This window comes from Escherichia sp. MOD1-EC6098 (assembly GCF_002965865.1).
In the GTDB taxonomy this organism is placed as follows: Bacteria; Pseudomonadota; Gammaproteobacteria; order Enterobacterales; family Enterobacteriaceae; genus Escherichia; species Escherichia marmotae.
In genome coordinates, this window is the sequence record NZ_PTSN01000015.1 from 106,351 (window position 1) to 120,777 (window position 14,427).

A 14,427-nucleotide genomic window follows, 5' to 3' on the forward strand; every position below is an offset into this window, starting at 1 on the left:
GGAGACGACGCGGATTTTTAACCATGCGTATCCCCCGCATTTATCATCCTGAACCATTAATCAGCAACTCGCACATTGCACTTTGCGAAGATGCCGCTAACCATATCGGTCGTGTACTGCGTATGGGGCCTGGTCAGGCGTTACAGTTATTTGACGGTAGCAACCAGGTCTTTGACGCAGAGATTACCAGCGCCAGCAAAAAAAGCGTGGAAGTTAACGTGCTGGAAGGTCAGCTCGACGATCGTGAATCGCCTCTGCATATTCATCTCGGTCAGGTAATGTCACGCGGTGAAAAAATGGAATTCACTATCCAGAAATCGATCGAACTTGGAGTAAGCCTCATTACGCCACTTTTTTCTGAACGCTGCGGCGTTAAACTGGATAGCGAACGTCTGAACAAGAAGCTCCAGCAGTGGCAGAAAATTGCGATTGCCGCCTGCGAGCAGTGTGGTCGTAACCGGGTGCCGGAGATCCGTCCTGCAATGGATCTGGAAGCCTGGTGTGCAGAGCAAGATGAAGGACTGAAACTGAATCTTCACCCGCGCGCCAGTAACAGCATTAACACGCTGCCGTTGCCGGTCGAACGCATCCGCCTGCTGATTGGCCCGGAAGGCGGATTATCAGCAGATGAAATTGCCATGACTGCCCGCTATCAATTTACTGATATCCTGCTGGGACCTCGCGTTTTGCGTACAGAGACAACTGCGCTCACCGCCATAACTGCGCTACAAGTACGTTTTGGTGATCTGGGCTAACGGAGAAAAATAATGATCAAGCTCGGCATCGTGATGGACCCCATCGCAAGCATCAACATCAAGAAAGATTCCAGTTTCGCTATGTTGCTGGAAGCACAACGTCGTGGTTACGAACTTCACTATATGGAGATGGGCGATCTCTATTTGATCAATGGTGAGGCTCGCGCTCGTACCCTTACTTTGAGCGTCGAACAGAACTACGATAAATGGTACGAGTTCACGGGTGAGCAGGATCTGCAACTGGCCGATCTCGACGTGATCCTGATGCGTAAAGATCCGCCGTTTGATACCGAGTTTATCTACGCCACTTATATTCTGGAACGTGCTGAAGAGAAAGGAACGTTGATCGTTAACAAGCCACAGAGCCTGCGCGACTGTAACGAAAAACTGTTTACCGCCTGGTTCTCTGACTTAACACCAGAAACGCTGGTCACGCGTAATAAAGCACAGTTGAAAGCGTTCTGGGAAAAGCACACTGACATTATCCTTAAACCGCTGGACGGCATGGGTGGCGCGTCGATTTTCCGCGTGAAAGAAGGCGATCCGAACCTCGGCGTGATTGCCGAAACCCTGACTGAGCACGGTACTCGCTACTGTATGGCGCAAAATTACCTGCCTGCCATTAAAGATGGCGACAAACGCGTTCTGGTGGTGGATGGCGAGCCCGTACCGTACTGCCTGGCGCGTATTCCGCAGGGTGGCGAAACCCGTGGCAATCTGGCTGCCGGTGGTCGCGGCGAACCTCGTCCGCTAACTGAAAGTGACTGGAAAATCGCCCGCCAGGTAGGGCCGACGCTGAAAGAAAAAGGGCTAATTTTTGTTGGCCTGGATATTATCGGAGACCGCCTGACTGAAATTAACGTCACCAGCCCAACCTGTATTCGTGAGATTGAAGCAGAGTTTCCGGTCTCGATCACCGGAATGCTAATGGATGCCATCGAAGCACGTTTACAGCAACGATAACCCAGCTTAACGAGAGGGATCTCGTTGAGACTATGAGTGACAGCGCCCGTCTTTCCACGCATACTGGGCGCTGTTGCTTTTTTGAACCAGGAAACAGAACCTCTGACAATGAATTTACAGCATCACTTTCTTATTGCCATGCCTGCTCTCCAGGATCCGATTTTCCGTCGTTCGGTGGTCTACATTTGCGAACATAATCCAGAGGGTGCAATGGGGATTATCATTAACAAGCCTCTGGAAAATCTTAAAATTGAAGGGATTCTGGAAAAATTAAAGATCACGCCGGAGCCGCGTGATGAGTCAATCCGTCTGGACAAGCCTGTTATGCTCGGTGGCCCACTGGCTGAAGATCGTGGGTTTATTTTGCATACTCCACCATCAAATTTTACTTCCAGTATTCGCATTTCAGACAACACGGTGATGACCACTTCCCGTGATGTGCTGGAAACGCTCGGCACCGATAAACAACCCTCTGACGTGATGGTTGCGTTGGGTTACTCCTCCTGGGATAAAGGCCAACTGGAACAAGAAATTCTCGACAACGCCTGGCTAACCGCTCCGGCAGATCTGAATATTCTGTTCAAAACACCGATAGCCGACCGCTGGCGCGATGCGGCAAGGCTGATTGGTGTTGATATTCTTACCATGCCTGATGTGGCGGGACACGCCTGATGAGCGGGACTTTACTTGCCTTCGACTTCGGCACCAAAAGCATTGGCGTAGCGGTTGGTCAACGCATTACTGGCACCGCTCGCCCTTTGCCTGCGATTAAAGCGCAGGACGGTACGCCGGACTGGAATATTATCGAGCGTTTGTTGAAAGAGTGGCAGCCAGACGAAATCATCGTCGGTTTGCCGCTGAACATGGACGGCACCGAACAACCGCTAACCGCCCGGGCGCGTAAATTCGCCAACCGTATTCATGGTCGTTTCGGTGTTGAAGTAAAGCTACATGACGAACGTCTTAGCACCGTGGAAGCGCGTTCCGGCCTGTTTGAACAGGGCGGTTATCGGGCGCTCAACAAAGGCAAAGTCGACTCTGCCTCTGCGGTTATCATTCTCGAAAGTTATTTTGAGCAGGGATATTAAGGCGATTTGCAAGCCTGGCAAATTGTAGATAGCGTCATCGTCCGTCTTGCCGGATGCGGCGTAAACGCCTTATCCGGCCTACATTTGGCAGCGATTGTAGGTCTGATAAGACGCGTCAGCGTCGCATCAGGCATATTTACGATGCTAATCAGCCGCTTTAGCCTCACAAGCGCCCTTCTTTCACCCGCTGCTGATAACTCTGCTGAAAAGTTAACATCCCCACCTGCTGCCCGGTTTGAATAACATGTGGCAACTGGTGGGTTTTCCCTTCGCGTATCAAATTCCCCACCGCTGGCGTGTTAATCAACAATTCAAACAGCGCCACGCGCCCTTCCTGCTTATCCACTTCCAGCTTTTGTGACAACACCGCCCGCAAACTACCGGCCAGTTGATTACGCACGGGATCTTTTTCCTGTGCCGGAAATGAATCTACCAGCCGCTCGACCGCCTGCGCTGCACCGCGCGTATGTAAGGTTGCCAGCACCAGATGCCCGGTTTCTGCCGCCGTCAGCGCCAGACGGATTGTCTCGCTATCACGCAGCTCTCCGAGCAATATCACATCGGGATCTTCCCGCAATGCCGCACGTAATCCCGATGCAAACGTCATACAGTGCAAACCAATCTCTCGCTGCTGGATCAAGCATCGCTGGCTGGCATAGAGATATTCAACAGGATCTTCCAGCGTCAGAATATGCGCATCGGCATGTTGATTGAGATAACCAACCATCGCCGCCAGTGCGGTCGATTTGCCGCTCCCCGTCGCTCCCGTCACCAGAATCAGGCCATTCTCGCTATTGAGTAATTCCGGCAATACCGGCGGCGCGCCAAGTTGTTCGAGCTGCGGGCAATGCGCAGGTAACAACCGTAACGCCAGAGAAATGCCTTGCCGCTGCGCAAACGCACTGCCTCGTAGCCGCTGCTTTTCAGCCAGCGATACCGCAAAATCAAGCTGGCCATTCTCAAGCAATATCGCCCGTTGATCGTCATCCAGCCACTCCCGCAACAACTCTTCGACGTCTGGCGCGTCAAACGGCGCGACCTCCATTCTCCCTCGAATGCGCCATCGTGCTGGCCAGGCGCTGCACAGGTGTAGATCCGAGACGTTATGCTTTACACTAAGGGTCACAATTTCTTCCATATTCATACTAAGATCCTCGGAAAATGAACGATATTGCGCATAACCTGGCACAGGTTCGGGACAAAATCTCAACGGCTGCAACGCGTTGCGGCCGTTCTCCAGAAGAAATTACGCTGCTTGCAGTCAGTAAAACAAAACCTGCGAGCGCCATCGCAGAAGCCATCGACGCCGGGCAGCGTCAATTTGGTGAAAACTATGTTCAGGAAGGGGTAGATAAAATTCGCCACTTTCAGGAACTGGGCGTAACAGGATTAGAGTGGCATTTTATTGGCCCGTTGCAGTCTAATAAAAGCCGCCTGGTGGCAGAGCATTTCGACTGGTGTCATACCATCGACCGTTTGCGTATCGCCACCCGTCTTAACGATCAGCGTCCGGCAGAACTTCCCCCTCTTAACGTACTGATTCAAATCAACATTAGCGATGAAAACAGTAAGTCAGGCATTCAACTGGCAGAGCTGGACGAGCTGGCAGCAGCGGTCGCAGAACTACCGCGTTTACGCCTGCGCGGGCTAATGGCGATCCCCGCGCCAGAGTCAGAATATGTAAGGCAGTTTGAAGTTGCACGCCAAATGGCTGTAGCATTTGCCGGACTGAAAACGCGCTACCCGCATGTCGACACCCTCTCTCTGGGGATGTCAGATGATATGGAAGCCGCCATTGCGGCAGGTAGCACGATGGTTCGCATCGGCACTGCTATCTTTGGTGCACGTGATTACTCTAAAAAATAAGGAATTAAAGGAACGCCATGAATACGTTGACTTTCCTGCTTTCAACGGTCATTGAGCTGTATACCATGGTGCTGTTATTACGCATCTGGATGCAGTGGGCTCATTGTGATTTTTATAACCCCTTCTCACAGTTTGTGGTGAAGGTGACGCAGCCGATTATCGGGCCACTGCGCCGCGTTATTCCGGCAATGGGGCCGATTGACAGCGCCTCACTGCTGGTGGCGTACATTTTGAGTTTCATCAAAGCCATCGTCCTGTTCAAAGTCGTAACCTTCCTGCCGATCATCTGGATTGCCGGTTTGCTGATTCTGCTGAAAACTATCGGCCTGCTGATCTTCTGGGTACTGCTGGTGATGGCGATAATGAGCTGGGTAAGTCAGGGTCGCAGCCCAATTGAATATGTGCTGATCCAGCTTGCCGATCCGCTACTGCGTCCGATTCGCCGCCTGCTACCGGCAATGGGAGGGATTGATTTCTCACCAATGATCCTCGTACTGCTGCTGTATGTCATCAATATGGGTGTCGCAGAAGTATTACAGGCAACCGGAAACATGCTGCTGCCGGGGCTGTGGATGGCGTTATGAGTGCCGTAACAGTAAACGATGACGGTCTGGTATTACGGCTTTATATCCAGCCGAAAGCCAGCCGTGATTCTATTGTCGGTTTACATGGCGACGAAGTAAAAGTCGCCATTACCGCACCGCCGGTCGACGGCCAGGCCAACAACCATCTGGTGAAGTTTCTCGGTAAGCAGTTCCGGGTCGCGAAAAGCCAGGTGGTGATTGAAAAAGGCGAACTTGGCCGCCACAAACAAATTAAAATCATTAATCCGCAACAAATCCCGCCAGAAATCGCGGCGTTAATTAATTAGGTATCCTATGCAAAAAGTTGTCCTCGCAACCGGCAATGCCGGTAAAGTGCGTGAGCTGGCGTCGCTGCTTAGCGACTTCGGTCTTGATATCGTGGCCCAAACGGAACTTGGCGTCGATTCCGCCGAAGAGACCGGCCTGACCTTTATCGAAAACGCGATCCTGAAAGCGCGCCACGCGGCCAAAGCGACCGGTTTACCGGCGATTGCCGACGATTCCGGTCTGGCGGTTGATGCGCTTGGCGGAGCGCCGGGGATTTACTCCGCTCGTTATTCCGGTGAAGACGCAACCGATCAAAAGAATCTGCAAAAACTGCTGGAAACCCTGAAAGACGTACCGGACGACCAACGCCAGGCACGTTTCCACTGCGTGCTGGTGTATCTGCGTCATGCGGAAGATCCGACTCCGCTGGTGTGCCACGGTTGCTGGCCTGGCGTGATTACCCGTGAACCTGCTGGTACTGGTGGCTTTGGTTATGATCCGATTTTCTTCGTGCCTTCTGAAGGCAAAACCGCTGCCGAACTGACTCGCGAAGAGAAGAGTGCCATTTCCCACCGTGGTCAGGCGTTGAAACTGCTGCTGGACGCGCTACGTAATGGTTAAGTTACCGCCGCTCAGTCTCTACATTCACATCCCGTGGTGTGTGCAGAAATGCCCGTACTGCGATTTCAACTCTCACGCGTTGAAAGGAGAAGTGCCGCACGACGATTATGTTCAGCATCTGCTTAACGATCTGGACAATGATGTGGCTTATGCTCAGAGTCGTGAAGTGCAGACAATATTTATTGGCGGTGGTACGCCGAGCCTGCTTTCTGGCCCGGCGATGCAAACGCTGCTGGACAGCGTGCGTGCGCGTTTGCCGCTGGCAGCGGATGCAGAAATTACTATGGAAGCGAATCCTGGTACGGTAGAAGCCGATCGCTTTGTTGATTATCAGCGTGCCGGTGTGAACCGCATCTCTATTGGTGTGCAGAGTTTTAGCGAAGAAAAGCTGAAACGACTTGGACGCATTCATGGCCCGCAAGAAGCGAAACGGGCAGCGAATCTGGCAAGCGGGCTGGGGCTGCGTAGTTTTAACCTTGATTTGATGCACGGGTTGCCTGATCAATCACTGGAAGAGGCGCTTGGCGATCTGCGACAGGCCATTGAACTGAATCCGCCGCATCTTTCCTGGTATCAGTTGACCATCGAACCCAATACGTTGTTTGGTTCGCGGCCACCGGTGCTACCGGACGACGACGCACTGTGGGATATTTTCGAACAGGGGCATCAGTTATTAACCGCAGCGGGTTATCAGCAATATGAAACCTCCGCTTACGCCAAACCGGGTTATCAATGCCAACACAATCTCAACTACTGGCGATTTGGTGACTACCTCGGCATCGGCTGCGGCGCGCATGGCAAAGTGACCTTCCCGGACGGGCGCATTCTGCGTACCACCAAAACGCGTCACCCGCGTGGTTTTATGCAGGGGCGTTATCTGGAAAGCCAGCGTGATGTAGAAGCCGCTGATAAGCCGTTCGAGTTCTTTATGAATCGCTTCCGTTTGCTGGAGGCCGCGCCACGCGTGGAGTTTAGCCAGTATACCGGCCTTTGCGAAGAAGTGATTCGCTCTCAGTTAGACGAGGCTATCGCTCAGGGTTATCTCACCGAATGTGCGGATTACTGGCAGATAACGGAACATGGGAAGTTGTTTTTAAATTCACTGCTGGAACTGTTTCTGGCCGAGTAAACTTGTTCTGCCGGATGCGGCGTAAACGCCACATCCGGCTACAAGCCATGCATCATCGCAAAAATTACTTAATCACCCCATTACGCCGCAGTTGTTCGGTATCTTTTTTCCAGCGTTCATTAGCCTGGTTGATATCGTCAATCTTCATCAAAATCGCGACTTTTTTACTGTTTATTTCCGAAACTTTCATCGTTAACGGATATTGCCCTTTTTCAAGCTTTATCCAGTCATCCTGCAATTTACGGCTGAGTTTTTGTGATTGCAGAAAAGTCTGTCGCCGCTGCTCGTTGATATCAAAATCCCGTTTCTGCTGAATCGGCACTTCATAACACTCTTCACTCTGTTTATGACATGCCGCAATCGCCGGTTGATAGACCTCTTTGTCATATTTAGCCGCGAACACCTCGCTATCATTCTGTTTATTAAACGCATCCCGTTGCTGGTGTATTTTTTTAAAAGCGTCTTCACGAGTCATTTGCTTGCCATCTGCCCCTTTTCCCCAATAAGCATTCGCCGCTTTCTGTGCCGCAACCATTTGCTTATCAAGCTCTTTCACTTCCTTTTCCAGCCCCGAAATCGAATTCATCTGCACATTCAGCGCTGACTCAAGCTGACTAAAGCGATAATTGAAATCTTCGCTATTCACAATCAGGTACTTATTATTCGTTTTGATATCATCAACAAACCGCCCACTATCGCTGGCTGCTGCCTGAAAAGAGTAAAAATTCACCGTCCAGCCAGACGCGGGCGTTCCTTTACTGGTTAACATCGCTGAGAATTTTACGGGTTTATCTTTCACCCAGGTCTGTTCCAGAAGTTGATAATCTGCCAACTGACCGATCCAGGTATAGAGATCATCGTTAGAAGAGACATCACCTTCCGCAGACCAGGTGGCCTGATTCCCCTTCGCATCAAGGTTTTTTAAATTGATGGCATCCAGTTTGAGAATGCCGTGATATTGCTTTTTGAATTGATCTTTTAAGACATTTTCAGTTGGCGGTTCACCATCGGCCCAGCCATAACCTGACATCAACACAAACAACGCCGTACCTACAATCCATTGTTTTTTCACAGTGAAAGTCTCGTGTGGAATAATTTATTCCCGTGATTATCATCATGATAATTATGATTGACAATGGACGTGAGTCTGAAGTGAGAAAGCCCCGGCACGATACCGGGGCGAGGCGATTAGTACTGATTGAAAATCTGCTGGATCTGCTGTGGATCTTTAGTTTGCGTCAGCGCCAGTTGCAGCAGAACGCGCGCTTTTTGCGGGTTCAGCGTACCAGAGGCGACGAAACCGTATTTCGCATCATCCACTTCGGCATCCTGAGTGGTTGCGCCCGTCGGTACGCGAGAAGAACGCACTACCGCAGTGCCGTTTTTCGCCGCGGTTGCCAGGGTGTCGAATACGGTTTTATACAGGTTACCGTTACCCACACCGGCGCTAACGATGCCGTCATAGCCCGCATCTACCAGTGCTTTTGCCGGAAGATCGGATGCGTTAGCATAGTTATAAACGATACCAACTTTCGGCAGTTCATTCAGCTTAGAGACATCAAACGGCGTATCGCTGGTGTGCTTACGCGCCGGAGTACGCTGATAGTCGATTTTACCGTTGTGAATGTAACCCAGTGGACCGAAGTTAACAGACTTGAAGGTCGCTACATCGGTAGTGTTGGTTTTGGTCACGTCACGACCATCCAGCACGGTGTCGTTCATCACTACCAGCACGCCACGGTTAGCGGAGGCTTTATCTGCTGCGGTCACTACCGCGTTATACAGGTTGAATGGACCGTCTGCGCTCATGGAGGTGGACGGACGCATTGCGCCGACCATCACTACTGGCTTATCACATTTTACGGTCAGATCGAGGAAGTAAGCGGTTTCTTCCATCGTGTCTGTACCGTGAGTAATGACGAAGCCGTCAGTTTTATCGCAGTCGGTATTAATTTTTTTCGCCAGTGTCAGCCAGACATTATCATTCATGTCCTGGGAGCCGATGTTAACGACCTGCTCGCCTTTAACGTTCGCAATGTCCTTCAATTGCGGCACCGCATTGACCAGGTTTTCTACGCCAACTTTACCCGCTGTGTAGTTAGATTTGGTTGCGGAGTCACCACCACCGGCAATCGTCCCGCCAGTCGCTAAAATGGTGATATTCGGTAATGCTAATGCTGCACCACTAAAACCCATAACCAGTGCGGCAAGTGCCGTCTTTCTGAAAAACTCCATTTCATTCCTCCAGTTACGTGAACGCTACGTATTATCCCTTAGCTTTGTATAGGAAATTTGACGTTAAACAATTTACAACGTGAATGGATTTTGGAGATCTATAAAGTTAGAGGCAGGTAACAAAACGAAGAATTAAACGGCATAAAAAAGTATTATGCCGTCTTAAAATAGAGGATTATTTCAAATTCCCAACCAGGGCTTTGCGGCTATCTTCCAGGGTCACCACACGGCTACAGACATCTTTGCCAAACTGCTGGAAATCTTTTTCCTGCTTTTTCCACTCGGTTTGGATGGAGGATTGCAAACCGCCCAGGCTTCCCAGCACATTCTGTAACGGATTACCGCCGCTTTTCAGTACCGCTTTCGCGCCCATTTCATTAATGCTGTCCTGCAAAATTCCACCCATCGCCTGATTCACTAGTTGCTGGCCTTCGGCGCGAACCTGATCAATGGCTTTATAGTGGAACGTCAGGCCATCGCTGCGCGTTTCAATAATGCGATTCATCTGTTCTTTCAACTGCGCATCGAGCTTGGTCAGACGGCTGCGCATTTTACTGCTTTCACCCATCTCCTGAACGATAATTTTATCCAGTGCGACGCGGGCTTTCTCAACGCGGCTCTTAGTCCCTTCATCAATCCACGGCAACGTGCTGCGCAGTTCTGCCTGATAATCCTTCGCCTGCTCGCGCTGGGCGGCACTCAGAGAATATTGCTTGCCGTTGTACATCACATTGCCGTCTGGCGTGATCACCAGATTGCCGTTTTCGCCCTTCACCTGTACGGTTTGCGGGCTGACAATCACATCGTCACGCGGTGTGACGCTGCACTGGTAGTCGGCGTGAGCAGTCATTGCCGTTACTGAAAGTGCTGCCGCCAGCAGCATTTTGCGCATCATAATCTTCCCTCAAGAACAAATCAGGCCAGCATTTGCTGGCCCGGATTGATAACAAAGTGCGCATTGTCCATGCCGGATGCGGCGTAAATGCCTTATCCGGCCTACTCAATCGTGCAACCTCAATATATTGCATACCCATTGTAGGCCTGATAAGCGTAGCGCATCAGGCAGTTTTGCGTTTGTCATCGCCCGTATGCTTTCTTAGTCCCACCAAACGTCGAAAAGTTCGCTGGTGCGTACCTCATCCAGTTTGCGCTCTTCCAGCCACTTACGCACAATCGCCTGATGTTCTTCGGTACATTTGCCAATTTCCTGCATGCAGATCAGACCTTCCCAGGCCAGATAACCGCTGCCGTCAAAAGCCAGCTTGTTCGGTTCGACAACCTCGTTAATAAAGTCATCAACGGTTTTATCAATCTGTTCTTCCGATGTACCTTCCGGGAATCGCCATGCCACCGAAAATCCTAATTCCTGGAATTCGTCGATGTGCATTTTTTTACGCAGACGACGGCTACGGTTCTTTGCCATTATTTCACCCTCTCGAACATTAAGTCCCATACTCCGTGACCAAGACGATGACCACGTTGTTCAAATTTCGTCACCGGACGTGATTCCGGGCGCGGTACGTAATCGTTACTTTCTGACAGGTTTTTATAACCGTCAATGGAAGACATCACTTCGAGCATATGTTCCGCATAAGGTTCCCAGTCGGTCGCCATATGGAATACGCCCCCCAGTTGCAGTTTGCTTTTTACCAGTTCAGCAAACGGCACCTGAACGATACGGCGTTTATTATGACGTGCTTTGTGCCACGGGTCAGGGAAAAAGAGCTGAACCATGCTCAATGAATTGTCAGGAATCATTTTATGCAGCACTTCGACCGCGTCATGACACATCACGCGCAGATTGCTCAGCCCCTCTTCATGCGCGGAAGCCAGGCAAGCGCCAACGCCCGGCGAATGCACTTCAATGCCGAGGAAATCCTGCTCCGGACGCTCTTTCGCCATTGCCACCAGCGAAGCACCCATGCCAAAACCAATCTCAAGCGTCACCGGCGCTTCACGGCCAAACAGCGTCGGGAAATCCAGCATATCTTCGCTGAACTCAACGCCCATCACCGGCCAGTAGTTTTCCAGCGCATGTTCCTGGCCTTTGGTCAGTCGCCCCTGGCGGCGTACAAAACTACGGATACGGCGCAGAGGACGGCCGTTTTCATCAAATTCCGGTGAGATGACGTCGTTTTTCATAAAGATTTAGTCGCTTGTGAAAGTGTTCTGAAAACGGGCATTATCCAAAGTTAGTTGCCGGATGCAAGCATGATAAGGCCGTGGCTGCGGAAAGTTCCGGTTTACACCCTGTCGTCGCTGTGCTGCAATCTTGCCCCCAACAACTGTGAATTTGGTGACCATGCAAGCGTCGCAATTTTCAGCCCAGGTTCTGGACTGGTACGATAAATACGGGCGGAAAACCCTGCCCTGGCAAATTGACAAGACGCCCTACAAAGTATGGCTCTCAGAAGTGATGTTGCAACAAACTCAGGTTGCGACTGTTATCCCCTATTTTGAACGCTTTATGACGCGCTTCCCGACGGTGACCGATCTCGCCAATGCGCCGCTGGATGAAGTTCTCCACTTATGGACCGGGCTTGGCTATTACGCCCGCGCGCGCAATCTACATAAAGCGGCACAGCAAGTTGCCACCTTACACGGCGGAAAATTCCCGGAAACCTTTGAGGAAATCGCCGCACTACCGGGCGTCGGGCGTTCCACCGCGGGCGCGATCCTCTCACTTTCTCTGGGTAAGCACTTTCCGATTCTCGACGGTAACGTCAAACGCGTGCTGGCGCGCTGCTATGCTGTAAGCGGCTGGCCAGGGAAAAAAGAGGTCGAGAATAAACTGTGGAGTTTGAGCGAACAGGTGACGCCCGCCGTCGGTGTGGAGCGGTTTAATCAGGCGATGATGGATTTAGGCGCGATGATCTGCACGCGCTCGAAGCCAAAGTGTTCGCTCTGCCCGCTACAAAACGGCTGCATTGCCGCGGCCAATGATAGCTGGTCACTTTATCCAGGCAAAAAACCGAAACAGACGCTGCCGGAGCGCACCGGCTACTTTCTGCTGTTACAGCACGAAAATGAAGTATTTCTGGCGCAGCGTCCGCCAAGTGGATTGTGGGGCGGTTTATACTGCTTCCCGCAGTTTGCTGATGAAGAAAGTATGCGGCAATGGCTGGCGCAACGGCAGATCAACGCCGGTCACCTGACGCAACTCACCGCGTTTCGTCATACCTTCAGCCATTTCCATTTAGATATTGTGCCTATGTGGCTTCCCGTGTCGTCATTCACCGGTTGCATGGATGAAGGCAATGCGCTCTGGTATAACTTAGCGCAACCGCCGTCAGTTGGCCTGGCGGCTCCCGTGGAGCGTTTGTTACAGCAGTTACGCACTGGCGCGCCGGTTTAGCGCGTGAGTCGATAAGAGGATAATTTATGAGCAGAACGATTTTTTGTACTTTCCTGCAGCGTGAAGCAGAAGGTCAGGATTTTCAGCTATACCCCGGCGAACTGGGAAAACGCATCTACAACGAGATTTCCAAAGAAGCCTGGGCGCAGTGGCAGCACAAGCAAACCATGTTGATCAACGAAAAGAAACTTAACATGATGAATGCTGAGCACCGCAAGCTGCTGGAGCAGGAGATGGTCAATTTCCTGTTCGAAGGTAAAGAGGTACATATCGAAGGCTATACGCCGGAAGATAAAAAATAAAAAGACATTGCCGGAGCACGCCTCCGGCAACTTGCATAAAAACAAACACAACACGCACCCGGAATGATGAAAAAATATCTCGCGCTGGCTTTGATTGCGCCGTTGCTCATCTCCTGTTCGACGACCAAAAAAGGCGATACCTATAATGAAGCCTGGGTCAAAGATACCAACGGTTTTGATATTCTGATGGGGCAATTTGCCCACAATATTGAAAACATCTGGGGATTCAAAGAGGTGGTGATCGCCGGTCCTAAGGACTACGTGAAATACACCGATCAATATCAAACCCGCAGCCACATCAACTTTGATGATGGTACGATCACTATCGAAACCATCGCCGGGACGGAACCTGTCGCACACCTGCGCCGGGCAATTATCAAAACGTTACTGATGGGTGACGATCCGGGGTCGGTCGATCTCTATTCCGATGTTGATGATATTACGATATCAAAAGAACCTTTCCTTTATGGTCAGGTAGTAGACAACACCGGGCAGCCAATTCGTTGGGAAGGTCGCGCGAGCAATTTCGCGGATTATCTGCTGAAAAACCGCCTCAAAAGCCGCAGCAACGGGCTGCGTATTATCTACAGCGTAACCATTAATATGGTGCCGAACCACCTTGATAAACGTGCGCATAAATATCTCGGTATGGTTCGCCAGGCGTCACGAAAATATGGTGTCGATGAGTCATTAATTCTGGCGATTATGCAAACCGAATCCTCATTTAACCCGTATGCGGTCAGCCGTTCCGATGCGCTGGGATTAATGCAGGTAGTACAGCACACCGCCGGGAAAGACGTGTTCCGCTCACAGGGGAAATCCGGCATACCAGGCCGCAGTTTCTTGTTCGATCCTGCCAGCAACATTGATACCGGCACCGCATATCTGGCGATGCTGAATAATGTTTATCTCGGCGGCATTGATAACCCAACGTCGCGCCGTTATGCCGTCATCACCGCCTATAACGGCGGCGCAGGCAGCGTGTTACGTGTTTTCTCGAATGATAAAATTCAGGCAGCTAATATTATTAACACCATGACGCCAGGTGATGTTTATCAGACTTTGACGACCCGCCATCCTTCTGCGGAATCTCGCCGCTATCTCTATAAAGTGAACATGGCGCAGAAATCTTACCGCCGTCGATAATTTCACCTTTGCCTCTGACATTACTTCGAGGCAAAGTGTTACACGCTTCACAATTTCGCCTTGCAAATTGAGATTATTTGCAATTATTTGCTACGGATAACAAAAAAACAGTCAGC

18 protein-coding genes are annotated in these 14,427 nt (G+C 51.0%); 12 read left to right on the plus strand and 6 right to left on the minus strand.

Features of this window, described 5'->3' with window-relative positions; all coding sequences use genetic code 11:
• Positions 1-23: 23 nt before the first annotated feature.
• The 4 genes from rsmE to ruvX all read left to right on the plus strand — a co-directional run bounded on the left by rsmE (position 24) and on the right by ruvX (position 2,806).
• Positions 24-755, plus strand: a complete 732-nt coding sequence (rsmE, locus tag C0K55_RS16325) for a 16S rRNA (uracil(1498)-N(3))-methyltransferase (protein WP_001517055.1) — start codon at positions 24-26, stop codon at positions 753-755.
• A 12-nt stretch (positions 756-767) separates the two neighbouring features.
• The gene (gene gshB, locus C0K55_RS16330) at positions 768-1,718 is read left to right on the plus strand and encodes a glutathione synthase (protein WP_105266616.1); all 951 of its coding nucleotides are present in this window, start codon (positions 768-770) and stop codon (positions 1,716-1,718) included.
• A 108-nt stretch (positions 1,719-1,826) separates the two neighbouring features.
• The gene (locus C0K55_RS16335; RefSeq protein WP_010378695.1) at positions 1,827-2,390 is read left to right on the plus strand and encodes a YqgE/AlgH family protein; all 564 of its coding nucleotides are present in this window, start codon (positions 1,827-1,829) and stop codon (positions 2,388-2,390) included.
• Complete coding sequence (ruvX, locus tag C0K55_RS16340) at positions 2,390-2,806, plus strand: Holliday junction resolvase RuvX (protein WP_000017106.1); 417 nt, start codon at positions 2,390-2,392, stop codon at positions 2,804-2,806. The genes C0K55_RS16335 and ruvX overlap by 1 nt, the downstream gene beginning before the upstream one ends.
• A gap of 163 nt (positions 2,807-2,969) precedes the next feature.
• Here the strand turns inward: ruvX and C0K55_RS16345 are convergent, their stop codons facing one another.
• Positions 2,970-3,950, minus strand: coding sequence for a PilT/PilU family type 4a pilus ATPase (locus C0K55_RS16345; RefSeq protein ID WP_105266617.1), 981 nt, complete (start codon positions 3,948-3,950; stop codon positions 2,970-2,972).
• Positions 3,951-3,967: 17 nt separating this feature from the next.
• Between C0K55_RS16345 and yggS the strand changes: the two genes are divergently transcribed.
• The 5 genes from yggS to hemW are packed head-to-tail and all read left to right on the plus strand — an operon-like array spanning position 3,968 to position 7,273.
• Positions 3,968-4,672: a pyridoxal phosphate homeostasis protein gene (gene yggS / locus C0K55_RS16350; RefSeq protein ID WP_016262525.1), complete on the plus strand. Its 705-nt coding sequence runs from the start codon at positions 3,968-3,970 to the stop codon at positions 4,670-4,672.
• Positions 4,673-4,689: 17 nt separating this feature from the next.
• Positions 4,690-5,256, plus strand: coding sequence for an osmotic shock tolerance protein YggT (yggT, locus tag C0K55_RS16355; RefSeq protein ID WP_001094831.1), 567 nt, complete (start codon positions 4,690-4,692; stop codon positions 5,254-5,256).
• Complete coding sequence (yggU, locus tag C0K55_RS16360; protein ID WP_001277217.1) at positions 5,253-5,543, plus strand: DUF167 family protein YggU; 291 nt, start codon at positions 5,253-5,255, stop codon at positions 5,541-5,543. Before yggT ends, yggU begins: the two co-directional genes overlap by 4 nt.
• 7 nt (positions 5,544-5,550) lie before the next feature.
• A complete protein-coding gene (locus tag C0K55_RS16365) occupies positions 5,551-6,144 on the plus strand; it encodes an XTP/dITP diphosphatase (protein WP_001174757.1) in 594 nt (197 codons plus the stop codon).
• The gene (gene hemW, locus C0K55_RS16370) at positions 6,137-7,273 is read left to right on the plus strand and encodes a radical SAM family heme chaperone HemW (RefSeq protein WP_105266618.1); all 1,137 of its coding nucleotides are present in this window, start codon (positions 6,137-6,139) and stop codon (positions 7,271-7,273) included. The genes C0K55_RS16365 and hemW overlap by 8 nt, the downstream gene beginning before the upstream one ends.
• Before the next feature lie 64 nt (positions 7,274-7,337).
• Here the strand turns inward: hemW and C0K55_RS16375 are convergent, their stop codons facing one another.
• The 5 genes from C0K55_RS16375 to trmB all read right to left on the minus strand — a co-directional run bounded on the left by C0K55_RS16375 (position 7,338) and on the right by trmB (position 11,650).
• Positions 7,338-8,345, minus strand: coding sequence for a DUF1202 family protein (locus C0K55_RS16375; RefSeq protein ID WP_000745199.1), 1,008 nt, complete (start codon positions 8,343-8,345; stop codon positions 7,338-7,340).
• Positions 8,346-8,461: 116 nt separating this feature from the next.
• Positions 8,462-9,508: an L-asparaginase 2 gene (gene ansB, locus C0K55_RS16380; protein WP_000394192.1), complete on the minus strand. Its 1,047-nt coding sequence runs from the start codon at positions 9,506-9,508 to the stop codon at positions 8,462-8,464.
• A gap of 175 nt (positions 9,509-9,683) precedes the next feature.
• On the minus strand, positions 9,684-10,403 hold the full coding sequence (locus C0K55_RS16385) for a DUF2884 domain-containing protein (RefSeq protein ID WP_000984801.1): 720 nt from the start codon (positions 10,401-10,403) through the stop codon (positions 9,684-9,686).
• Positions 10,404-10,604: 201 nt separating this feature from the next.
• Entirely contained in the window at positions 10,605-10,931 is a 327-nt protein-coding gene (locus C0K55_RS16390) for a YggL family protein (protein WP_001107572.1), read from the minus strand.
• Complete coding sequence (gene trmB, locus C0K55_RS16395; RefSeq protein ID WP_000786922.1) at positions 10,931-11,650, minus strand: tRNA (guanosine(46)-N7)-methyltransferase TrmB; 720 nt, start codon at positions 11,648-11,650, stop codon at positions 10,931-10,933. Before trmB ends, C0K55_RS16390 begins: the two co-directional genes overlap by 1 nt.
• A gap of 160 nt (positions 11,651-11,810) precedes the next feature.
• On the opposite strand from trmB, the gene mutY reads away from it, so the two are divergent.
• The 3 genes from mutY (at position 11,811) to mltC (ending at position 14,311) form a co-directional block, all read left to right on the plus strand.
• Positions 11,811-12,863 carry an A/G-specific adenine glycosylase gene (mutY, locus tag C0K55_RS16405; RefSeq protein WP_105266619.1) on the plus strand — a complete coding sequence of 351 codons (1,053 nt, stop codon included), beginning with the start codon at positions 11,811-11,813 and terminating at the stop codon, positions 12,861-12,863.
• A 26-nt stretch (positions 12,864-12,889) separates the two neighbouring features.
• Complete coding sequence (locus C0K55_RS16410; RefSeq protein WP_000091700.1) at positions 12,890-13,165, plus strand: oxidative damage protection protein; 276 nt, start codon at positions 12,890-12,892, stop codon at positions 13,163-13,165.
• Positions 13,166-13,231: 66 nt separating this feature from the next.
• On the plus strand, positions 13,232-14,311 hold the full coding sequence (gene mltC, locus C0K55_RS16415; protein ID WP_001517061.1) for a membrane-bound lytic murein transglycosylase MltC: 1,080 nt from the start codon (positions 13,232-13,234) through the stop codon (positions 14,309-14,311).
• Positions 14,312-14,427: the final 116 nt, after the last annotated feature.

Excerpts from the sequence above, each read along its gene's own strand:
- rsmE (WP_001517055.1), top strand. The coding sequence starts at position 24 with ATGCGTATCCCCCGCATTTATCATCCTGAACCATTAATCAGCAACTCG.
- gshB (WP_105266616.1), top strand. The coding sequence starts at position 768 with ATGATCAAGCTCGGCATCGTGATGGACCCCATCGCAAGCATCAACATC.
- C0K55_RS16335 (WP_010378695.1), top strand. The coding sequence starts at position 1,827 with ATGAATTTACAGCATCACTTTCTTATTGCCATGCCTGCTCTCCAGGAT.
- ruvX (WP_000017106.1), top strand. The coding sequence starts at position 2,390 with ATGAGCGGGACTTTACTTGCCTTCGACTTCGGCACCAAAAGCATTGGC.
- C0K55_RS16345 (WP_105266617.1), bottom strand. The coding sequence starts at position 3,950 with ATGAATATGGAAGAAATTGTGACCCTTAGTGTAAAGCATAACGTCTCG.
- yggS (WP_016262525.1), top strand. The coding sequence starts at position 3,968 with ATGAACGATATTGCGCATAACCTGGCACAGGTTCGGGACAAAATCTCA.
- yggT (WP_001094831.1), top strand. The coding sequence starts at position 4,690 with ATGAATACGTTGACTTTCCTGCTTTCAACGGTCATTGAGCTGTATACC.
- yggU (WP_001277217.1), top strand. The coding sequence starts at position 5,253 with ATGAGTGCCGTAACAGTAAACGATGACGGTCTGGTATTACGGCTTTAT.
- C0K55_RS16365 (WP_001174757.1), top strand. The coding sequence starts at position 5,551 with ATGCAAAAAGTTGTCCTCGCAACCGGCAATGCCGGTAAAGTGCGTGAG.
- hemW (WP_105266618.1), top strand. The coding sequence starts at position 6,137 with ATGGTTAAGTTACCGCCGCTCAGTCTCTACATTCACATCCCGTGGTGT.
- ansB (WP_000394192.1), bottom strand. The coding sequence starts at position 9,508 with ATGGAGTTTTTCAGAAAGACGGCACTTGCCGCACTGGTTATGGGTTTT.
- C0K55_RS16385 (WP_000984801.1), bottom strand. The coding sequence starts at position 10,403 with ATGATGCGCAAAATGCTGCTGGCGGCAGCACTTTCAGTAACGGCAATG.
- C0K55_RS16390 (WP_001107572.1), bottom strand. The coding sequence starts at position 10,931 with ATGGCAAAGAACCGTAGCCGTCGTCTGCGTAAAAAAATGCACATCGAC.
- trmB (WP_000786922.1), bottom strand. The coding sequence starts at position 11,650 with ATGAAAAACGACGTCATCTCACCGGAATTTGATGAAAACGGCCGTCCT.
- mutY (WP_105266619.1), top strand. The coding sequence starts at position 11,811 with ATGCAAGCGTCGCAATTTTCAGCCCAGGTTCTGGACTGGTACGATAAA.
- C0K55_RS16410 (WP_000091700.1), top strand. The coding sequence starts at position 12,890 with ATGAGCAGAACGATTTTTTGTACTTTCCTGCAGCGTGAAGCAGAAGGT.
- mltC (WP_001517061.1), top strand. The coding sequence starts at position 13,232 with ATGAAAAAATATCTCGCGCTGGCTTTGATTGCGCCGTTGCTCATCTCC.